We start from the raw sequence: 20,615 nt of genomic DNA on the forward strand, positions 1-20,615 counted from the left end.
CCATTTTAATCAGCAATAACAGATCGATTTAGGCTTTCCATTCTCTGAGCTTGTCATTTGCAAGGCTGAACTGCCACATTTACGCCTCGGCAATTTTTGGCGCGCCATGAGCCATGCATCTCACGAATGCGTGAGGGGCCACGCGTGAAACCTACGCTTTTTTGCTGCCGATATATTTTATGAAATGCAGCCCTAGCCAAACCTTACCTGCCGTTATATCCGTCTAGATATTTCGTTCTTGGGGAGAAAATCATGCACAATCGCCGCCGCTGGATGAAACTGGCAACCGCCGCAATCTCGGCGATCTGGCTTGGCGCAGCAGCGCTTTCCGCGCCCGCCGAAGCCGCAGAAAAGGTCACCGTTTTCGCAGCTGCAAGCTTGAAGGATGCGCTCGACGCAGCCAACGCCGCCTGGGCGAAGGAAAGCGGCAAGGAAGCCGTCGCCTCCTACGCCGCAAGCGGTGCGCTTGCCAAGCAGATCGAAAACGCCGCCCCAGCCGACGTCTTCATTTCCGCTGACCTCAACTGGATGGATTACGTCGCCGACAAGAAGTTGATCAAGGCCGACACGCGCTCCAACCTGCTCGGCAACCGACTCGTCCTGGTCGCCGAAAACGGCAAACAGAAACCGGTCGAGATCAAATCGGGCTTCGATCTCGCCGGCCTGATCGGGGATGGCAAGCTCGCAATGGGCGAACCGAAGTCGGTTCCGGCCGGCAAGTATGGCCAGACAGCGCTCGACAAGCTCGGGGTCTGGAAATCGGTGGAAAGCAAGGTTGCCTATTCTGAAAGCGTGCGTGCTGCCCTGGCCCTCGTTTCCCGCGGCGAAGCGCCTTACGGCATCGTCTATCAGACCGATGCGGCGGCCGATAAGGGCGTTGCGATCGTCGGCACCTTCCCGGCTGATTCCCACCCGCCGATCATCTATCCGATCGCCCTGCTTGCCGAGAGCAAGAACCCGGATGCTGCTGCCTATCTCGACTTCCTGAAGTCGGACAAGGCTGCCCCGTTCTTCACTACACAGGGCTTCACCATCCTGAAATAATTGCGCAATTGACGCCCAGAGCTTAGCGTGAAGGCTCGCTTCGGCGGGCCTTCACTGTTTCGGAGAAGATGACGCTTGGATATGTTCGGTTTGAGCGATGAGGAATGGACAGCGATCCTGCTGAGCCTGCGTATATCCTCCGTCGCCACTGTGGCGAGCCTGCCGCTCGGCATCCTGGTCGCCCTGTTGCTCGCGCGCGGTCGCTTTTGGGGAAAGTCCGTAGTGAACGGCATCGTCCACTTGCCGCTGATCCTGCCGCCGGTCGTTACCGGCTTTATCCTCCTCGTCCTTTTCGGACGCCGTGGCCCGATCGGCAGCCTCCTGGATCAATATCTGGGCATCGTACTGGCCTTCCGCTGGACCGGTGCGGCGCTCGCCTGCGGCGTCATGGGCTTCCCGCTGATGGTGCGTAGCATTCGTCTCTCCATCGAAGCCGTCGACCGGAAACTGGAGGAAGCTGCCGGGACGCTCGGCGCGAGCCCGGCCTGGGTTTTCCTGACCATCACGCTGCCGCTGATCATTCCCGGCGTCATCGTCGGCATGATCCTCTGCTTTGCCAAAGCGATGGGCGAGTTCGGCGCCACCATCACCTTCGTCTCCAACATCCCGGGCGAGACGCAGACACTGTCGACCGCCATCTACACCTTTACCCAGGTGCCGGGCGGTGATGCCGTCGCGATGCGGCTTACCCTTATTTCCATCGCCATCTCCATGCTGGCCCTTCTCGCTTCGGAATTTCTCGCCTATCTCGCCGGCCGGAGGATCGATCCGGAATGACACTCATCGTCGAAGCAAGACATCGCCTTGGTGCCTTCGGGCTTGATGCCGCCTTTACATCCGAACGCGGGGTGACCGCTCTCTTCGGCCGTTCCGGCTCCGGCAAGACCTCCGTGATCCGTATCATTGCCGGCCTCACTCGACCGACTGATGGCCGGGTCCTGCTCGACGGCGAGGCGCTGACGGATACGGCAAAGGGCATCTTCATTCCGCAGCATCGCCGTCGCTTCGGCTATGTCTTCCAGGAAGCACGCCTCTTTCCGCACTTAAGCGTCCGCTCGAACCTCTCTTATGGCCGGTGGTTCACGCCGAAATCCGCGCATACTGAAAATTTCGATCGCGTCGTCGATCTGCTCGGCATCGGCCAGCTGCTTGACCGCAGCCCGTCAAAGCTGTCGGGAGGCGAGAAGCAGCGTGTCGCGATCGGTCGCGCGCTGCTTGCCTCGCCACGCCTCCTGCTGATGGACGAGCCCCTGGCCGCACTGGATGAAGCCCGCAAGGGCGAGATCTTGCCCTATCTCGAGCGTCTGCGCGACGAGATGGATATTCCGATCGTCTATGTCAGCCATTCGATCGCCGAAGTCGCGCGCCTCGCAAATCAGGTCGTCGTCATGCGTGACGGCAAGGTGGAAGCGGCAGGTCCTGCGACAGAAGTCCTCAGCCGCTCCTCGCTGCTGCCGGAAGACCGAAGAGAGGCGGGCGCCGTGCTGGAAGGCACAGTCGAGAGTATCGATTTGACCAATCGAATTTCGGTGGTGCTGCTGAGGGCCGGCAGGCTCTATGTTCCAGGTGCCGCGCCGGCCGCGGGCAAAGCCGTGCGCATCCGCATCCCCGCCCGAGACGTGATGCTGGCAATACAAAAGCCGGAAGGGCTGAGCGCTCTCAACATTCTGGAAGGGACCATCTCGCAGGTTTCACCGGCGGAGGATGGAACCGTCGAGATCCGCCTCGATTGCGCCGGCGATGCCGTGCTCTCGCGCATCACCGCACTGTCCTGCGAGCGCCTGGGGCTAAATCCGGGTATGCCCGCTTTCGCCGTTATCAAGACTGTCGCGCTGGAAGCCTGATCAACGCCGGTCGTCCGGCTGCGGATTGCGGTTATTTTCCAGCCAGGTGAGATCGTCGGCAAGACTGCTGCGCACGGTTTTTTCCATGTTGCGAAAGCGCGCCAGCAATTGGTCCCCGAATGGAGTCAATGCCGCACCGCCGCCCTTCTGGCCGCCGCGCTGTGATTCAACCACCTGAGCCTTGAACATACGATTCATCTCGGCAACAAGCAGCCATGCGCGGCGATAGGACATGTCCATTGCGCGGCCGGCAGCCGAGATCGAACCTGTCTCGCGGATATGCTCGAGCAGCTCCATCTTGCCGCGGCCGAGGCGATCGTCATGGGGAAAGGTGATTCGCAGGACGGGCGTAAGGGAATTTTTGGCGGGTTCGGTCATATCGGTCGGAATTTGGAGACATTATCGGCACTTTACGCCCGACCGCAGACGCTGTACATCGCAACTCCATTCGACCTGGGGTCGAAATCTCGATTTCGTGACGCCAAATGCGGCTTTTGGCCGTTCGCGCGCTGCGCCGCGTCTTGAAACGTTAAGGGTTTGATGCCTATCTTAACCATGATCCGGTGACGCCGGATCTGTGTTGTGCATGGTTTGTCATTCCAGGAAAGGGAAAGCACTGACAACAGTACACGCCAAGGGAAAAACGCTTGCCGTTCTCCCGAAGGGTTCGGAACGTGGCGCCGATGCCGCCGCCCGTGCTCTGGAAGCCGTTCTCGTCAGCCTCGAGGACTCCAAAGCTGAAGATATCGTCACCATCAACATTGCCGGAAAATCGGCGCTGGGAGACTACATGGTTGTTGTCTCCGGCCGCTCGAACAGGCACGTCATGGCGATCGCCGATCATCTTCTGACTGATCTCAAGGACGAGGGTTTCGGTACAGCCCGCGTCGAGGGTCAGGAAGGCGGTGACTGGATCCTCATCGACACCGGTGACATCATCGTGCATGTGTTCCGTCCCGAAATTCGCGAGTTCTACAACATCGAAAAGATGTGGGCGGCTCCGGATATGGACGAGGAAACGCGGCACTGACAGGCAGCCAGGCATTCGCCCGGCGCCTGAGACGTGGTAACTAGCCGGGCCAGCTTTCGATCGCTGGCCGGTAAGTCCACATTGCGCTTCTTGAAGCGCGGCATAGCAGGAGTGGATGAATGCGGATTGGTCTTTTTGCGGTGGGACGGCTGAAGTCCGGCCCCGAAAAGGATCTTGCGGCCCGCTATTTCGACCGTTTTGCCAAGGCCGGCCCTGCGGTTGGCCTGGAATTCTCTCGCATCGCCGAAGTGGCTGAAAGCCGCGCCTCCAATGCGGAGACCCGCAAGCGTGAGGAGGCGGCCATGCTGCAGAAGTCGCTCTCTGAAGGCAGCATCCTCATTCTCCTTGATGAACGCGGCAAGGCGCTGGACAGCGAAGCTTTCGCCAATCTCCTCGGCACCTATCGCGATCAGGGCAAACGCGACCTGACGATCGCGATCGGCGGCGCCGATGGCCTCGATCCTTCCCTCTACGACAGGGCCGACATGACCCTTTGCCTTGGCAAGATGACATGGCCTCATCAGATCGTCCGCACGCTGATAGCCGAACAGCTCTATCGGGCGGTGACCATCCTTTCCGGCCACCCCTACCATCGTGTGTGACGCGGCCAAAAACACTCACGCAGCCGTGTTTTGCGTGACGATCTCTTCTCCTTCAAACTTTCTGGCCAACGGCCCCAAATCAGCTTAGGTTCCGGGCGATTTGAACGAGTAAACCCCGACACGCATGACGAGAGCTGCCCCCAAGCGATCCCGCCTGTTTTTGCCGGCCGTTGCCGCAGGGCTCGGTGCGGCCGTCATTACCATTTCGGGAAACCCCTTTGCCGTACAGGCGCAGGACGCGCCGCCTCCGCCCGCAGCAGCCGAACAGACCGCCCCGGTCACGTCAGCCGAGCAACCGCCACCTGACCCCGCCGCCGAACTGGCGAAGAAGCGCGACGAGACGCGGGCCGAACTCGACAAGCTGTCGAAGACGATCAACCTCTCCTCGGACAAGGTGAGCGAGCTTCAAAGCAGCATCGACAATCTGGAAAAGAGCACCGCAAGCATTCGACAGGCGCTGATCGATTCCGCCGCCCGCCGGAAATCCCTGGAAGGCAAGATTCTCGACAGCGAAAAGAAGCTCGCTGACATCGGCGTCAAGGAAGACGGCATTCGCCGTTCGCTGCACGAGCGCCGCGGCGTTTTGGCCGAGGTCCTTGCCGCCTTGCAGCGTATGGGCCGCAACCCGCCGCCCGCCCTTCTCGTCACACCCGACGACGCCCTTGCCTCGGTCCGCAGCGCTATTCTGCTCGGCGCCGTCGTTCCGGGCATCCGCAAGGAGACCGAAAAGCTGGCGGCCGATCTTGCCAATCTTTCAGCATTGCAGACGGCAAGCGCCAAGGAGAAGGAAGATCTGACCATCACCATGGCAAACAGCCTGGAGGAGGAGCGGCGCATGGACTTGCTGCTTGCCGAAAACGACAAGCTGAGCCGCACCAATGCCGCCGAACTGGAAGCCGAGAAGCAGCGATCCCAGGAACTGGCAAGCAAGGCAACGACGCTCGAAAGCCTCGTTGCCTCAATGGAAACGGAGATCGCCTCCGTGCGCGACGCCGCCGCTGCCGCCCGGCAGGCAGAGGAAAACCGCAAGCTCCTGACCGACGAGCAGCGCGCCCAGGCAAAGGCCCTGGCCGACAGCGGAGTGCCCGATAAAAACCGCATTGCGCCCGCATATCCCTTCGGAGAATTGAAGGCGAAGCTGGAGTTGCCTGTGGCGGGCGATATTCTGCGCCAGTTCGGAGATGCCGATGGCACCGGACACGAGGCCATGGGAATGACTGTTGCGACCAATCCGGAAACGGTGGTGACTGCGCCTGCTGACGGGCTGGTGGTTTTTGCCGGCGCTTTCCGCAGCTATGGCCAGATGATCATCCTCGACGCTGGCGACGGATACCACCTGGTTATCTCAGGCATGGATACGATCAGCACTCGTCAGGGAAAATTCGTTTTCTCCGGCGAACCGCTGGCCGTGATGGGTGCTAAAAGAGTGGCAAGCGCAACCGCATTGGCGCTGGAAACAGATCGGCCAACGCTTTACATTGAGTTTCGAAAGGACGGTAAACCGGTCGATTCCCGACCGTGGTGGACCGCCAAAGACACTGGAAAGGCACGCAATGATTCGTAGGGCTTCTCTTGTTCTGGTCGGCGCACTGATGGGCGCGACCGCGATGAGCGTCATTTACTCCGCAGGCGTGCCTGCAGAGGCGGCGGGAGCATCGACCTATAAGGAGCTTTCGGTATTCGGTGACGTCTTCGAACGCGTGCGTGCGCAATATGTAACGCCGCCGGCCGAGGACAAGCTGATCGAGAGCGCCATCAACGGCATGCTGTCCTCGCTCGATCCGCATTCCAGCTACATGAATGCGAAGGACGCCGAAGACATGCGCACCCAGACCAAGGGTGAGTTTGGCGGCCTCGGTATCGAAGTCACCATGGAAGACGAGCTCGTCAAGGTCATCACCCCGATCGACGATACTCCGGCTGCCAAGGCTGGCGTTCTCGCCGGCGATTATATTTCCGAGATCGACGGCCAATCCGTCCGCGGCCTGAAGCTCGAAGACGCCGTCGAGAAGATGCGCGGCGCCGTCAACACGCCGATCAAGCTGACGCTGATCCGCAAGGGCGCTGACAAGCCGATCGAACTGACGATCGTGCGTGACGTCGTTGCCGTCCAGGCCGTCAAGTCGCGCGTCGAGGATGATGTCGGTTACCTGCGCGTCATCTCCTTCACCGAAAAGACCTATCCGGATCTCGAAAAGGCGATCCAGAAGATCAAGGCGACCGTTCCTGCCGACAAACTCAAGGGCTTCGTTCTTGACTTGCGTCTCAATCCCGGCGGTCTGCTCGATCAGGCGATCAACGTATCCGATGCCTTCCTGGAGCGCGGCGAAGTGGTATCCACGCGCGGCCGCAATCCGGATGAGACGCGCCGCTTCAATGCCGGCCCTGGTGACCTGACCGACCACAAGCCGCTCATCGTTCTCATCAACGGCGGTTCGGCTTCCGCGTCGGAAATCGTTGCCGGCGCCCTGCAGGATCTGCGTCGTGCCACCGTTCTCGGCACCCGCTCCTTCGGCAAGGGCTCCGTCCAGACGATTATTCCGCTCGGCGAAAACGGCGCGCTGCGCCTGACGACGGCGCTCTACTACACGCCATCGGGTCGCTCGATCCAGGGCACCGGCATTACGCCTGACATCAAGGTGGAAGAGCCCCTTCCGGCCGATCTCCAAGGCAAGATGGTGACCGAGGGCGAATCCGCCCTGCGCGGCCACATCAAGGGCCAGAGCGAGACTGAGGAAGGTTCGGGCTCGGTCGCCTATGTCCCGCCGGATCCAAAGGACGACGTCCAGCTCAACTACGCACTCGACCTGCTGCGCGGCAAGAAGACCGATCCGTCCTTCCCGCCGGACCCTGAAAAGGCCGTGGTCGCCAAGTAATTCTTCGATTTCAAGGCCGGGCGATTGTCCGGCCTTGAGGCTTTCTGCTGTTTCCCGGTTTTGGAGCGGGCAAGGAATTGGGAACGGACCTGCATGCACCCCTAGGCCGCAACCGCAAGGCTGCGCGCAAACGCCCCGGCATATTGCGGATCGGGCAGATAGTCGCGAGCATCTGTCTTGTCGCGATCGGCGGGTTTTCTCTTTACACGGCATTTCACGACGATGGCCTCGAGCGGTCGAAACCGCCGGCATCGCAGGATGTCACGGCCGCTCCGCCGACCGACACGATCCAGCAACCGCCGACCTCGGGCAATCAGACAGCAAACGGCATGCCACGCTCAGAACCGAGCTCGGGCGCCAACGTGGAACGCATGGTGACCGGAGACGGCTCCGTCGTCACCAAATACAGTCCGCGCCCACGCGACGGCAACGGCCCGGTTCTGGTCGACGCCATGCAGGTGGGTCAGGATCCCCGCATGGCGGCCATCCCCAACGACAATCTGTTGGAAGATACGCCCTTCGGCCGGCTGCCGATCACAGGCCCCGACGGCAAACGGCCGATGGATCAATATGCGCGTCCCTGGTCCGGCACGCGCGGCACACGCATCGCGATCGTACTCAGCGGCCTCGGTCTCAGCCAGACCGGCACGCAGCGCGCCATCAAGCAATTGCCGGAAGAAATCACTTTCGCCTTTGCTGCCAGCGGCAACAGCCTGCAGCGCTGGATGCAGGATGCCCGTCGTGGCGGCCACGAAATATTGCTGCAAGTACCGCTGGAACCATTCGATTACCCGGCGAATGATCCAGGCCCGGATACGCTGCTGACCTCGAAGCCAGTGGTACGCAACATCGAAAGCCTGCACCGGTCCATGGGCGAGATCACGAACTATACCGGTATCATGAACTACCTGGGCGGACGTTTCCTCTCCGATCCCAAGGCCATGGAGCCGATCATGCGCGATATCGGCAAGCGCGGGCTGCTGTTCCTCGACGATGGCACTTCGGCACAGTCCAAGACCGCTGCGGTCGCCAAAGGCACGGAGCTTCCCTACGCTTTCGCCGATCTGCAACTGGACAGCCAGGTCGACGTGAACACGATCCTGCAGAAACTCGACGAATTGGAGCGTATCGCTCGCCGCAACGGCCAGGCAATCGGGGTGGCCTCGGCTTTCGACGAGAGCATTGACGCGATCTCCAAATGGAGCGAGGAAGCGGCCATGCGCGGCATTGAGATTGTCGGCGTTGCGGCACTCGTCAACGACCCCAAGAATCCCTGAGCGGAGAGAACCATGAGCCAGGCGACTGTAAGAGCCGAGGACCTGCCCTATCGCCCCTGCGTCGGCGTAATGATCCTGAACCGCGAGGGCCTTGTCTGGGCCGGACGGCGCATCCCTGACGGCAATTCTGAATATGACGGCTCGCCGCAGCTCTGGCAGATGCCCCAAGGCGGCATCGACAAGGGCGAGGACCCGCTGGAAGCGGCCTATCGCGAGCTTTACGAAGAGACCGGTATCCGGACCGTGACGCTGCTTGCCGAGGCGAAAGACTGGATCAATTACGACCTGCCGCCGCAATTGATCGGCATCGGCTTAAGGGGCAAATATCGCGGCCAGACGCAGCGCTGGTTTGCCTTCCGCTTCGAAGGCGATGAAAGCGAGGTCGCCATCAACCCGCCTCCTGGCGGCCATGAGGCGGAATTCGACGCCTGGGAGTGGAAGCCGATGGAGGAACTGCCTGGCCTGATCGTTCCCTTCAAGCGCACTGTCTATGAACGGGTCGTGGCGGAATTCCGTCACCTTTCCGGCCTGACCCCGGAAGACTGAGCGTCAAACGAAGCTGTCATCGATACGCAATAAACGAAGCCGGCCGCCTGAAAGGCGACCGGCCGAGATGGGATGTCGATGGTGAATTACTCGGCTTCGTTCGCCGAGTCTGCGTTGAGCTGGCCGTATTTGGCTTCACCGATCTTCTCGAGCAGATCGAGTTGGGTTTCAAGGAAATCGATATGGCCTTCTTCGTCTGCCAGCAGCTCTTCGAAGAGCTTCATGGAAACGTAATCGCCGGCGTCATGACAGATGTCGCGAGACTTCTTGTAGGCGGTGCGGGCGTCGTATTCTCCGGCAAGGTCGGCTTCCAGAACTTCCTTGACGTTCTGCCCAATGCGCAGCGGTGCAAGCGTCTGCAGATTGGGATGGCCTTCGAGGAAGATGATACGCGCGACCAGGCGGTCGGCATGGTGCATTTCCTCGATCGATTCGGCGCGCTCCTTCTTGGCGAGCTTGGTATAACCCCAATCCTCAAGAAGGCGATAATGAACCCAATACTGGTTGACTGCACCGAGCTCTAGAAAGAGGGCCTCGTTAAGCCGCTCGATGACTTTTTTGTCGCCTTTCAATGTCCGCTCTCCTGTTTTCTTCATGGAATTCTCTGAGGCGGGACATGAAATCAAATATTTCCGCTTCCGTCGAGTGGCGGCGAGCGTGATAATCTTCGGTTGTCTGGATGATGATATCGACAACGTTCGGGAAGCAACCGCAGCAACGGCCGCGCTTGGCCATGGCGTGATAGACCTTCGCAGGTACGATAAGCTGCCAGCAATCCTCATCGAGAAGATTGTTGATAACGTCCCGGATTTCCTTGTCGGTTATGTAATTGCAACTGCAGACGAGCACGTCTTCATTCCAAACATGACACTTACTATCGTGTTTTCTGCAAAAGAAGATAGGAACTGTCAAGAAAATTCGCGACCCTCATTCGATCACGATTCAGCAGCGGGACATCACACACTGGCGAGCTTTTTCGTAAGTCCTTAAGAAGCATCAATTTCCAGGCGCGAGGATCATCAGTGGAAATTGCGCCCGCGCGGCATCACGCTCGCGGTCTCCGCGATATCACCATCCCTCGCCCTCTCAGATGGTCTTTTCTCGCCGATCTTCCTGAGCAGGTTGTCCCGCGCCAGGCTATCCGCCTCCTTCCGCTGCCGGTGATCCTGTGTCGCGCGCAACACCTCGTCCGAGCGTTCGCTGACGCCGAAGCGTTTCGTCTCTCGCTGAAGGATACCGAGCAGCGGCGTCATATCCTCGATATGTTCGACAACGGTATGGATGACGCCGCTCTGGCTTTGTAATTTGCCATAGATTTTCACGAGCCGGGCGCCCATGACCACGGCGCGGTATTTTTCGAAGACTTTCTTCCAGACGATGGCATTGGCAACGCCGGTCTCGTCCTCCAGCGTCATGAAGATCACACCTTTCGCGGAACCCGGCTGCTGGCGTACCAGCACCAATCCCGCGATGATCACGCGCCTCCCATTCGTAACGCGAAGCAGATCGACATTGCGCGTCACGCCCGTCCTGCCTAGCTCTTCACGCAGGAAGGAAACGGGATGCCCTTTCAAAGAGAGCGACAGGTAGCGGTAATCCTCGATGACCTGTTCGCCCGGCAACATGTCAGGGAGCTTGGCAGCCGGCTCAGGCTGAAGATCGATGTGGCGAACCTTCTCGAAGAGCGGCAGTTCCTCAGTCGCGCTTTTCACATCCAGTGCTCGCACCGCCCACAACGCCTGACGTCGTGATAGTCCGATGGATTGAAAGGCATCTGCATCTGCCAGCCGCTCGATGACAGATTTCTGCAGGCCGGAGCGTAACCAGAGGTCACGTACAGAATGGTAACTCTCACCGCGGTTTTCGATGAGCTTTCCCATATCTTTAGAGGAAACACCCTTGATCTGCAGAAGACCAAGCCGAACAGCATGGCGAGTCTTGATGATATCCCGCATCTCGCCGTGGCGAAAATCGATTGCTGCCGGCTCAAAAGCCGCCTCTTCAAGAGTACACTCCCAATTCGACAGATTGATATCTGCCGGCAGGATTTTCACCCCATGCTCGCGTGCATCCCGCACCAGTTGCGCCGGCGCATAAAAGCCCATCGGCTGCGAATTCAGCATCGCCGCGCAGAAGACGTCGGGATAATAGGCTTTCAGCCACGAGGATGCATAGACGAGCAGAGCAAATGAGGCCGCATGGCTCTCTGGAAAGCCATATTCACCAAAACCCTTGATCTGGTTGAAACATTGCTCCGCGAACTCAGGGTCGTAGCCATTTTTAATCATTCCATCCACGAACCGTTTTTGGAAACTATCAATGGTGCCGGTTCTCTTGAATGTCGCCATCGACCGTCGGAGCCGATCTGCTTCTGCTGGTTCAAAGTCTGCTGCGGTAATGGCGATCTGCATGGCCTGCTCCTGAAACAAGGGAACCCCAAGGGTTCTTTCAAGAACAGTTTTTAGTTTCTCACTTGGATATTCGATGGGAAGATTCTTATCCCGCAACTCTCTACGCTTCAGATAAGGATGTACCATGTTGCCTTGAATTGGCCCTGGCCGGACAATCGCCACTTCAATGACAAGGTCATAAAACACGCGTGGTTTTAGGCGCGGCAGCATGCTCATCTGAGCTCGGCTTTCGATCTGGAAAACGCCAAGCGTATCGGCGCGGCCCATCATGTCGTAGACAGGCTCACCCTCCTCTCCGTGCTCCTTATTGCCGAGATCAGCGAGCGTCTTCTTTACATCGTAGTGTAGTTCAAGCAGCGTGAAGGCCCTTCGCAGGCAAGTCAGCATACCAAGCGCCAGCACATCCACCTTGAGGATCTGGACATTATCGAGATCATCCTTGTCCCACTCGATCATGTAGCGATCTGGCATTGCCGTCTTCATGATCGGCACCACCTCATCGAGCCGGTCCCGCGTGATAACGAAACCGCCGACGTGCTGGGTAAGGTGACGCGGAAAGCTCAAAAGCTCGGAGGCGTATTTCAGCACGTTCCACGTCACCCGATCCTTCATATCGAGGCCCGCCGCCTTCGCATCCCGTTCCGAAAGATTGTCCTCGGACCAACCCCAGACCAGACTGCTGATTGCCGACTGGACATCTTCCGACAGACCGAAGGCCTTGGCGACCTCGCGACCGGCCGAACGGGTGCGGTAGCTGGTAACAGCTGCTGTCAGACCGGCATGCTCATGACCGTATCTTTTATAAATGGACTGAATGACATCTTCCCGCCGTTCATGCTCGAAATCGACATCGATATCGGGCGGTTCGTCCCGATCCATCGAAATGAACCGGTCGAAGAGAAGCGTGGTCTTTGTAGGATCGACTTCCGTTATCTCAAGGCAATAGCAAATGACTGAGTTGGCCGCCGAACCACGTCCCTGACAGAGGACCTTGAGCACATGGCGGGCGTGATGAATGATCTTATGGACCGTCAGAAAGTATGAGGCGTAATTCTTGCGCTTAATCAGATCCAACTCGTAGGCGATCTGTTCATCAACCTTTTTCGGAACGTCATCAGGAAAGTAGCGCTTTATCGCACCCGCTCTGGTAAGCCTCTCAAGCGTCTCCTGGGGTGTTTCGCCAGGATCGTTTTCAGGCGGATAATTGTGCTTCAATTCATTCAGCGAAAAGCTTAGCTTCCAGAAGAACAGCTGCGCATTCTCGACCGCATCCGGATAATCCCGGAAGATCCTCGATATTTCACGTGAATCCTTGAGATAGCGCTCTGCATTCGGTGCCAGAAGGAATCCGGCTTCCGATATCTCCACATGCTCCCGTATGGCGATCACGATATCCGAAAGCGGCCGGCGCTCCGTGTTATGATAGAGCGGCTGATTGGTCGCAATCAGAGGCACCCGGTTGCGGGCGGCAAGCATGGAAAGCACCGCAAAGGCCTGCCGGTCGCGGCCGTCATAGGCTGGTGACAGCGCCATGAAAAACGCCTTGCGGAACCGTTTGCGGAACCGGTCCAGATATTCTTCAAGAGCAGGCTGGCAACCCGGATCATTTACGACAGCCCGATCGGGGACGAGGGCGAGCATCATCTCGTCACCCCATTCCATAAGCTCCGCTTCCGTCAGGATGCAGGTTCCCTTGACCGCTTCTTCCTTCAGATTGCCTGCACTGAGCAGACGGCAGAGATTTGCCCAACCTTTCCGGTTGCACGGATAGGCAAGGACATCAGGTGTTCCATCCGAAAAAACGAGGCGGGCACCCGGCTGAACCCGGATAGGATCGAAAATGATCTCCGTTTTTCCCTTCTTCTTCGCCTCGGCTAAAATCGCATCCCTGTTCCTGTATCTCTCCTCAAGCTGCTGTGCCTGCGCATGGGCCCGCACCACGCCGGCAACCGAATTCCGGTCCGCGATGCCGAGGCCGCCGAGCTTCAGGCAGGCCGCCTGTACGACCATCTCTTCAGGCTTCGAAGCGCCTTCGAGGAACGAAAAATTCGTCTTCGCGCCGATCTCGAAAAATGCCGGTTCGGGTTTCATGCAAAGACCCCATGCATGAACCAGCGAGGATCGGGGCTGTCTCCATAGAGACCCTGGCGATAGATCCAGAAGCGGTGACCGGCCTCATCCTCGATCCGGAAATAATCCCGCGCTTCGGCATCATCGCCATCGATCCACCATTCCATGGCAATTCGTTCAGGGCCTTCGCTTCTTGCCACCTGATGCTGCAGGCGCCGCCACCGGAAAGTCTGCGGCGCACCGTCGGGCACTTCGGCAAATGCGACCTCGACCGGCTCCGGCGTTGCAAAGAGCCGCAGCGGACGTTCCTCACGAAAAGGCAGCGCGCGCCTCTGCTCTGATTTGCGCCGTGCCGGAAGGTTCTCCATTGCCGATACCGTGATGACGGCGCGCTCCGGCACGTGGCTCTCCCGAAGCTGGAAGCTCTGCAGGCAATCCGCGCCAAGCCGGGCCGCGACACGGTCGACAAAACTCGAAAGCGAGATTTCCCCCTGTCGATCTCCCTCGAAATCACCCTGCGCATCGTTGAACGGATCATGCCGCAATACATTCAGGCGCAGGATCTCAAAACCATAGCCGGCGTCGATATCGTCATAGATCACCTGTAGGCGCTCGGAAAATAATCCCGCTATAAGCTTCGGTTCGCGAAGCGGCCGCGAGGCCCCGACGGAAATGCGGTAAACCCGGCCATCGACACGAAACAGCACCAGTTCGAACACCCGTCCGCCGGCGCCGCGCGCTTCCAGAGAGGGTTTAAGTGATATGGCAACCTGCCCGGTAACGGCGAGGATCTGTTCCTCCGTTCCGATCGGCTCGGCCAGGCGACATTCGGAAGAGAGGCTGGCAACGGGAAGCCGGGGCGAAATCGGCTCCTCTTCATGGCCTAACGCCTGATCGAGGCGCAGCAGCAGTGCCGGCCCGAAGCGGCGGGTCAGCGGCGCCCGCGGCGCATGGATAACGTCACCGACATATTTGAGACCGAGCTTCCTTAAGGCATCGACAGTCTGGCCTTCCAGCCGCAGGGCCGCGACGGGCAGCGGCATCAGCATGCGCTCACTCTCCTCGTCGTCCACGACGCCACCCTGTCCGAAACGGGAGACAGCCCAGGAAAGACCAGGCGACGAGGAGATCGCACCCCGCGCATCAAGCCCCATATGAAAGAGCCGTGACAGGATATCCTGAAGAAGCGCCCTCTCCCCACCGAAGAGATGAGCGCAGCCGGTAATATCCAGAAACAGCCCATCCTTTCCATCGAGCGCCACCATCGGTGTATAGCGGTCGCACCAGTCAGCAATCGCCTCCAGCAGCCGGCGGTCGGCCGCCGGATCCTCTTCCACGACATCGAGCGCCGGATACATGGCGCGCGCCTCGGCAACGCCTTGCTCCTTCCGCAATCCCAGCTTCTCGGCGAATTCATCCAGCGCCGTCAGCCGCATGGCATTGTTGAGCTTGCCGGAACAGACGAGTGGGGCCGCCGCTTCAGGACGCCCTTTCGAACGCCAGGACAGACCCCATCGCCTGCGGGCGATGCGGTCCGTTGGCAGATGCGGAAAGCTGAGCGACAGAATGCGCTGACTGTTCGCCTGGAGGGCGAGCGAAGCTTGGTTCGTTGACGGGGAGAAATTCGCGTTCATGGGGGTTCCACTCCAGAAGACAGGAGAGCGGGGCCGGATTGCGGCTCTTCTCCAGCGTGAGACGGAAAATCGGATTGCCGATGCTGCCGGAAAGTTTTGATCCGTCCGGCAACGGTCGCAGATCCGACGGCGCCGGCTCGACATGCAGGCGGAAGGCGGCACTGCTCGCCTCCTCCTCTCCCGCCTGCCGGAGGAGAAAGAGCGGACGCTGCACCGCACGCGCCCTGAGACTGAGCCGGCGGCTTTCGGTCAGGCCGAAATGCAGGGGATTGCCGCGCACTTCGAAGACGACGGCCGAGAAGGCAGCACTTTCGATGGCTGCTTCCGCCAGCCAGAGCGCATCTTCCAGCTTGCGCGGCGCGGCATGGAAAAACCTCTCCGGCTTCAGCCCGAAATCCCTCAGCCCCGGAGCATAAGGGCGCCCCGCCTCCAGTGTACCGACAACATCACCGATCCAGAGCAGCGGCAGCAGCCTGCTGGTCTCCTCCTCCTGCTTCTGCAATCGCGCCGCAATGGCCATCGCCAGACCACTTGCCGCCCCTGCATCGCAAGAACTCGCCGCGCGAAATTCGGTAATTGCATCGAGCTGAAGGCCACCTTCCAAGGCGTCATCGAACTGCTCCACACCGAAAGGCAGGCGCGGCAGAATGCGCCCCTGCCGCCGCTCGCGCCCTTCCGACAGGGCTTCCCGTTCCGCTGCGGCCAGCGCCGGCGCGGACTTTCCCTCCAGTCGGGCAATGGTTTCGCGGAGCGCAAAAAGCCGCTCGCGCGCCAGGGCGGTCTGCGCCATGGCGGTCTCTCCATTCGTCTTGTTCCTGTTATGTTCCTATGGATTCCAGAGCTCTAATAAAGAGTCAACCGTCATTTTATAAGAATTTATTCCTGCCTTTGATTCCGCACTCGAAAATCGGCGATAAAGGTTCTATATGGGCCGGCAAAGGAAGGAATATTCATGGCCCACGTAGACCGGAGCGATGATTGGCGGGATCGCCATGCGCCGACGATCAGCACCTTCGAGTCGCTGGCAATGGAGGCCTACAGCCATCTGCCGGACGAATTTCGCAAGCTGACGACCAATCTGACCATCGAAATCGAAGACTTCCCCGATGACGAAGTTTTCGAGGATATGGCGCTTGAAACACCCTTTGACCTGCTCGGCCTTTTCGAGGGACGCGGCATTTCGGAGCGCTTTACCGTGGAAACCGGCGAGATGCCGAACCGCATCCGCCTCTATCGCCGTCCGATCCTCGATTACTGGGCCGAAAACGACGAAACGCTGGGCGACATCATCACCCATGTGCTGATCCATGAGATCGGCCACCACTTCGGCCTCAGCGACGATGACATGGAACGCATTGAGGCAAGCGCCGAAGAAGCGGCCGAACGCTGAACTTATTGCTCGGACAGCTTCATGTCCGGGTGATAATCCTTACCCTCGACGTCCTTGACGACGGCCTGGCCACACTGCATCTGGCCGGTCGCAGCGTTGAAGCTATAGGTGGGCGAGCCCGACAGCGACCAGCCCTTGTTCAGCGCCGCCGTCACCTTGTGGCAGAAGGAAGCGTCATCGGGACCGGTCAGGAAGCGGTAGAGTTTCATCAGGCGGGCTTTCTTGCTGAAATCAGGTGCGCTTTATGGACCAGAGCTTCCGCCTGGACAAGATGCAGCCGCTCGATCATCCGCCCGTTCGCATTGATGACGTTGTGTCCCTCACTGGCGGGGTCGGCAAATGCGGCGATGATGGCCTCCGCCTCCGCGATCTCCTCCTCGTCAGGTCCGAAATGCACGTTGGCGGCTGCAATCTGCGTCGGATGGATCAGCATTTTTCCGGCAAAACCCATGGCACGGCCCTGCCCGCATTCGGCATCGAAGCCATTGCCATCCCGGAAATCGTTGAACACGCTGTCGAGTGCATCGAGACCGTAGGCTTTTACTGCCAGAACGACCTGCATCAGCCAGGGCACGAGATAGGTCCGCCCCGGCTGCGGCAAGACGCCCGTTTCCTTGCGCAGATCGTTGAGCCCGACGACCAGGCAATCGAGCCGTGATCCCGGTGTGCGGCCGGATTCGGCGATTGCTGCGGCATTCAGCACGCCGCGCGGCGTCTCGATCATCGCCCAGATGCGCAATTCGTCCGGCGCATAAGCTTCGGCAAGCAGATCACCGATGGCCATGACGTCCTGCGGTTCGTCCACCTTCGGCAGGAGAACGGCATCGGGCGATAATGTCTTTATCAGCTCCAGATCCACCAGCCCGTATCCGGATGACAAAGAGTTGATGCGGATGATCCTTTCCTTGCCCTCAAGCGGCGGTCCGGCAAAAAAAGCTTTCAGATTGTCTCGGGCTTCCGCTTTCTTATCGGGGGCTACGGAATCCTCCAGATCAAAAATAACTGCATCGCAATCAAGGGAATAGGTCTTTTCAAGCGCCCGCGCATTGATGGCGGGCACGCTCAGCACAGAGCGGCGCAGACGCAGGGAACGGAGAGGTGGTGTTCGGCTCATGGATTATTAGTGCCAAGCTTCGCAAAACCCGGCAAGACAACAAAAAGCCATGCTTGGCTTGCAGAGAGAAAAAAGAAGGACCACATTCCTTTCCGTAGAAAGGTCTCTAACCAATGCAGAACATTCGCTCCATCTTCTTCATGCTTGCCGGCGCCACGGTTTTCGTAGCCATGCTGCTTCTCACATTCTCGGTCACGCTCGCCGTCGGCGGCATCCTGACCGTGCTCATGGTCGGCCGCGCCCTTTCGATGAAGATGAAGCCGGCTCCCGTCCGCGCCCGCGCTGACGGCAAGCGCGAAATGCGCATCTGGAACGACGGCCGCGGCACCATCATCGATCTCTGATCGCTTTTCCCTGAAAATTCTGACCGACATTGTCGGCTCACACTCCCTTGCTACGTCCTTGAAGCAGCCGAGCATTCAGCCGGCACTTCAAAAAAAGAATGGAGGACGAGCATGGACGCGATGGAAAGCAACCAGGCCAAGATGCCGCCGGTCAAGAATGGCCTGCTTCCTTATCTGACGGTCGATGGCGCGGCAAAGGCTGCGGAATTCTACAAGAAGGCTTTCGGCGCCGAACAGGCCTATATCGTGCCGCCCGATGAAAGCGGCCGTACGATGCATATACACCTCTATATCAACGGCAGCTCGCTAATGCTGTCGGATGCCTATCCGGAATACGGTCATCCCTTCAAAGGCCATGAAGGTTTCGCCATCCAGCTTGTCATCGATGATATCGATTTCTGGTGGGATCGCGCGGTGGCTGCCGGCGCCGAAGTGGTCATGCCGGTCGAACTGATGTTCTGGGGCGATCGCTACGGCCAGCTTCGTGATCCGTTCGGCGTGCTCTGGGGCCTGAACGCCCCATCCAAGTAAAGGCCAAGTAAGAAGTCATACGCAATCGGCGGGCCACGCGAAACGTCGCGTGGCCTGCATCGGCGAAAGATTCTTCTTCATTTCGGCGGAAAACTGGAATAGATGCAAATTCAGAAAGTACGTTTTGCTGAAATGGAGCATGGGTCATGGATAAATTCGTGAAGCTCACGGGCGTTGCAGCGCCCCTGCCGGTCGTCAATATCGACACCGACATGATCATTCCGAAGGACTATCTGAAGACCATCAAGCGCACCGGCCTTGGCAAGGGCCTTTTCGCCGAAGCCCGCTACAATGAAGACGGTTCCGAAAACCCTGATTTCGTCCTGAACAAGCCGGCATACCGCGAGGCAAAGATCCTGGTTGCCGGCGACAATTTCGGTTGCGGCTCCTCGCGCGAACATGCTCCGTGGGCACTGCTCGATTTCGGTATCCGCTGCGTGATCTCCACCAGCTTCGCCGATATCTTCTACAACAACTGTTTCAAGAACGGCATCCTGCCGATCAAGGTCAGTCAGGAAGACCTCGACAAGCTGATGGACGACGCCGAACGCGGCTCCAACGCCGTTCTGAGCGTCGACCTCGAAAACCTCGAAATCACCGGTCCGGACGGCGGCTCGATCAAGTTCGATCTCGACGAATTCAAGCGTCACTGCCTGCTGAACGGCCTCGACGATATCGGCCTGACCATGGAAAAGGGCAAGGCGATCGACGAATTCGAAAAGAAGAACGCCGCTTCGCACCCCTGGGCTGCCTGAGCCCTATCAAATTGCTTTTAGATCAAGCCGGGCTTTCTGCCCGGCTTTTTCTTGCCCGGGTCTCAGAGAAATTTCCCTTTCCAGAGGTCAAGCTTTTCGAGCGACACGCCGATACCGCCGCAGACTTCGATGAGCGGATTGTTAAAGCGCGACAGCAGGTCAGCGTGGACATCGGCGACGGCCAGTGCTGCACCACAGGCCGGTTCGACCAGGATGCGCTGCGCATCGGCAAATTTCCGGCAGGCGGCAACGGCATCGGCATCGCTGACGAGAACACTTTCAATCGGATGGTGCTTTGGCAGATCGAAAACATGCTGCGCCACCTGCCGTGCGCCGAGTGAGGTGGCAATCGATGTAATGGCCGGTAGCGAAATACGCTCGTTGGCCTTGAGGCTGGCATGAAATGATGCCGCTCCCTCCGTCTCGACGGCAATGACAGGCACGTCGAAAAGCCCATTCCGCCTCAATCCCTCGACGATTCCGGCAAGCAACCCGCCGCCGCCAACGCTGGTAACGACGCAGTCGAATTTGGCCCCTTTCGCCACCACCTCGTCGATCAGCGTGGCATGGCCATCCCACAGGAGCGGATGATCGAAAGGATGCACATAGGTTGCCTTGCGGCTCTCAGCGAGAGCGATTGCATGCGCATTGGCCTCGTCGAAGACAGACCCATGGACGAGCACCTTGGCACCTGTTGCAGCAATCGTCCGGCGCACGTCCGGCGCTGTCGTCTCGGGCACGACGATGGTAACAGGCACGCCGAGCGCCCGTCCGGCATAGGCCGCGGCAATGCCGGCATTGCCGCCCGAAGCGCAGAAGATCTCGCGCGCGCCGTTTTGAACCTCATGCTGGCAAAGCCTGCCGACGCCACGAAGCTTGAAGCTGCCGGAAGGCTGTAGCGCATCGAGCTTCAGCCAGAGCGGCTTGCCACTGGCGCTGTAATCAGGTGCCGTCTGGAAGAGAGGCGTGTCGAGATGGAGAGGCGCGAAAGACATGGACGAATATCCGAAAAAGAATGGGCAGGGTTATCGTTCTAGCCCGTTTGCGAGCACGGGAGCAACCGTGTCGGACATCACAGGACACGAAGCCAGGCGTACCGATTCACCCCTTCTCTCGCTTGAAATGCCCATTTCCGGGGTCTAAGAAG

General features: G+C 59.1%; 22 protein-coding genes. 13 read left to right on the forward strand and 9 right to left on the reverse strand.

From position 1 onward, the window contains the following. Positions 1-252: 252 nt before the first annotated feature. The 3 genes from modA (at position 253) to modC (ending at position 2,888) form a co-directional block, all read left to right on the forward strand. Entirely contained in the window at positions 253-1,044 is a 792-nt protein-coding gene (modA, locus tag FHT93_RS23460; RefSeq protein WP_183849672.1) for a molybdate ABC transporter substrate-binding protein, read from the forward strand. Positions 1,045-1,119: 75 nt separating this feature from the next. Beyond that, on the forward strand, positions 1,120-1,821 hold the full coding sequence (gene modB / locus FHT93_RS23465) for a molybdate ABC transporter permease subunit (RefSeq protein WP_112544918.1): 702 nt from the start codon (positions 1,120-1,122) through the stop codon (positions 1,819-1,821). Further along, positions 1,818-2,888 carry a molybdenum ABC transporter ATP-binding protein gene (gene modC / locus FHT93_RS23470; protein ID WP_183849674.1) on the forward strand — a complete coding sequence of 357 codons (1,071 nt, stop codon included), beginning with the start codon at positions 1,818-1,820 and terminating at the stop codon, positions 2,886-2,888. The genes modB and modC overlap by 4 nt, the downstream gene beginning before the upstream one ends. Here the strand turns inward: modC and FHT93_RS23475 are convergent, their stop codons facing one another. Next, positions 2,889-3,266, reverse strand: coding sequence for a winged helix-turn-helix domain-containing protein (locus tag FHT93_RS23475; RefSeq protein WP_183849676.1), 378 nt, complete (start codon positions 3,264-3,266; stop codon positions 2,889-2,891). Positions 3,267-3,474: 208 nt separating this feature from the next. Here FHT93_RS23475 and rsfS point away from each other — a divergent pair, with 208 nt between their 5' ends. The 6 genes from rsfS (at position 3,475) to FHT93_RS23505 (ending at position 9,219) form a co-directional block, all read left to right on the forward strand. Further along, on the forward strand, positions 3,475-3,918 hold the full coding sequence (gene rsfS / locus FHT93_RS23480; protein ID WP_018114199.1) for a ribosome silencing factor: 444 nt from the start codon (positions 3,475-3,477) through the stop codon (positions 3,916-3,918). A gap of 119 nt (positions 3,919-4,037) precedes the next feature. Then, a complete protein-coding gene (rlmH, locus tag FHT93_RS23485; RefSeq protein ID WP_112544920.1) occupies positions 4,038-4,520 on the forward strand; it encodes a 23S rRNA (pseudouridine(1915)-N(3))-methyltransferase RlmH in 483 nt (160 codons plus the stop codon). A gap of 154 nt (positions 4,521-4,674) precedes the next feature. Further along, complete coding sequence (locus tag FHT93_RS23490) at positions 4,675-6,084, forward strand: murein hydrolase activator EnvC (protein ID WP_183849756.1); 1,410 nt, start codon at positions 4,675-4,677, stop codon at positions 6,082-6,084. Further along, complete coding sequence (locus FHT93_RS23495; RefSeq protein ID WP_112544921.1) at positions 6,074-7,396, forward strand: S41 family peptidase; 1,323 nt, start codon at positions 6,074-6,076, stop codon at positions 7,394-7,396. The genes FHT93_RS23490 and FHT93_RS23495 overlap by 11 nt, the downstream gene beginning before the upstream one ends. A 77-nt stretch (positions 7,397-7,473) precedes the next feature. Next, the gene (locus FHT93_RS23500) at positions 7,474-8,673 is read left to right on the forward strand and encodes a divergent polysaccharide deacetylase family protein (protein ID WP_183849678.1); all 1,200 of its coding nucleotides are present in this window, start codon (positions 7,474-7,476) and stop codon (positions 8,671-8,673) included. A gap of 12 nt (positions 8,674-8,685) precedes the next feature. After that, complete coding sequence (locus tag FHT93_RS23505; protein WP_112544923.1) at positions 8,686-9,219, forward strand: RNA pyrophosphohydrolase; 534 nt, start codon at positions 8,686-8,688, stop codon at positions 9,217-9,219. Positions 9,220-9,305: 86 nt separating this feature from the next. On the opposite strand, the gene bfr is transcribed toward FHT93_RS23505, so the two are convergent. From bfr to FHT93_RS35690, 5 genes are all read right to left on the reverse strand, one after another. Continuing rightward, positions 9,306-9,791, reverse strand: coding sequence for a bacterioferritin (gene bfr / locus FHT93_RS23510; RefSeq protein ID WP_027512212.1), 486 nt, complete (start codon positions 9,789-9,791; stop codon positions 9,306-9,308). Then, positions 9,757-10,137: a (2Fe-2S)-binding protein gene (locus FHT93_RS35685; protein ID WP_312866593.1), complete on the reverse strand. Its 381-nt coding sequence runs from the start codon at positions 10,135-10,137 to the stop codon at positions 9,757-9,759. The genes bfr and FHT93_RS35685 overlap by 35 nt, the downstream gene beginning before the upstream one ends. Before the next feature lie 101 nt (positions 10,138-10,238). Continuing rightward, a complete protein-coding gene (locus tag FHT93_RS23520; protein ID WP_183849682.1) occupies positions 10,239-13,721 on the reverse strand; it encodes an error-prone DNA polymerase in 3,483 nt (1,160 codons plus the stop codon). Continuing rightward, positions 13,718-15,268 (reverse strand): DNA polymerase Y family protein, encoded by a 1,551-nt coding sequence (locus FHT93_RS23525; protein ID WP_348649803.1) that lies wholly within the window; start codon positions 15,266-15,268, stop codon positions 13,718-13,720. Before FHT93_RS23525 ends, FHT93_RS23520 begins: the two co-directional genes overlap by 4 nt. Then, positions 15,180-16,124, reverse strand: a complete 945-nt coding sequence (locus FHT93_RS35690) for a hypothetical protein (RefSeq protein WP_246781709.1) — start codon at positions 16,122-16,124, stop codon at positions 15,180-15,182. The genes FHT93_RS23525 and FHT93_RS35690 overlap by 89 nt, the downstream gene beginning before the upstream one ends. 162 nt (positions 16,125-16,286) lie before the next feature. On the opposite strand from FHT93_RS35690, the gene FHT93_RS23530 reads away from it, so the two are divergent. Next, positions 16,287-16,724 carry a metallopeptidase family protein gene (locus FHT93_RS23530; RefSeq protein WP_007824789.1) on the forward strand — a complete coding sequence of 146 codons (438 nt, stop codon included), beginning with the start codon at positions 16,287-16,289 and terminating at the stop codon, positions 16,722-16,724. A 2-nt stretch (positions 16,725-16,726) separates the two neighbouring features. Here the strand turns inward: FHT93_RS23530 and FHT93_RS23535 are convergent, their stop codons facing one another. Together FHT93_RS23535 and FHT93_RS23540 are read right to left on the reverse strand one after the other, a co-directional pair. Next, the gene (locus FHT93_RS23535) at positions 16,727-16,933 is read right to left on the reverse strand and encodes a DUF1737 domain-containing protein (RefSeq protein ID WP_112970700.1); all 207 of its coding nucleotides are present in this window, start codon (positions 16,931-16,933) and stop codon (positions 16,727-16,729) included. After that, entirely contained in the window at positions 16,933-17,838 is a 906-nt protein-coding gene (locus FHT93_RS23540) for a CoA ester lyase (RefSeq protein WP_183849686.1), read from the reverse strand. The genes FHT93_RS23535 and FHT93_RS23540 overlap by 1 nt, the downstream gene beginning before the upstream one ends. A 113-nt stretch (positions 17,839-17,951) precedes the next feature. Between FHT93_RS23540 and FHT93_RS23545 the strand changes: the two genes are divergently transcribed. The 3 genes from FHT93_RS23545 (at position 17,952) to leuD (ending at position 19,468) form a co-directional block, all read left to right on the forward strand. After that, a complete protein-coding gene (locus tag FHT93_RS23545; RefSeq protein ID WP_007824784.1) occupies positions 17,952-18,182 on the forward strand; it encodes a hypothetical protein in 231 nt (76 codons plus the stop codon). Positions 18,183-18,293: 111 nt separating this feature from the next. Continuing rightward, positions 18,294-18,713, forward strand: coding sequence for a glyoxalase/bleomycin resistance/extradiol dioxygenase family protein (locus tag FHT93_RS23550; protein ID WP_112544930.1), 420 nt, complete (start codon positions 18,294-18,296; stop codon positions 18,711-18,713). A 146-nt stretch (positions 18,714-18,859) separates the two neighbouring features. Further along, positions 18,860-19,468, forward strand: coding sequence for a 3-isopropylmalate dehydratase small subunit (gene leuD / locus FHT93_RS23555; RefSeq protein ID WP_112970697.1), 609 nt, complete (start codon positions 18,860-18,862; stop codon positions 19,466-19,468). A 62-nt stretch (positions 19,469-19,530) separates the two neighbouring features. Here leuD and FHT93_RS23560 read toward each other — a convergent pair whose 3' ends face one another. Beyond that, complete coding sequence (locus tag FHT93_RS23560) at positions 19,531-20,463, reverse strand: pyridoxal-phosphate dependent enzyme (RefSeq protein WP_183849688.1); 933 nt, start codon at positions 20,461-20,463, stop codon at positions 19,531-19,533. Positions 20,464-20,615 lie beyond the last annotated feature (152 nt).

Source organism: Rhizobium sp. BK379 (assembly GCF_014193955.1).
Lineage (GTDB): Bacteria > Pseudomonadota > Alphaproteobacteria > Rhizobiales > Rhizobiaceae > Rhizobium.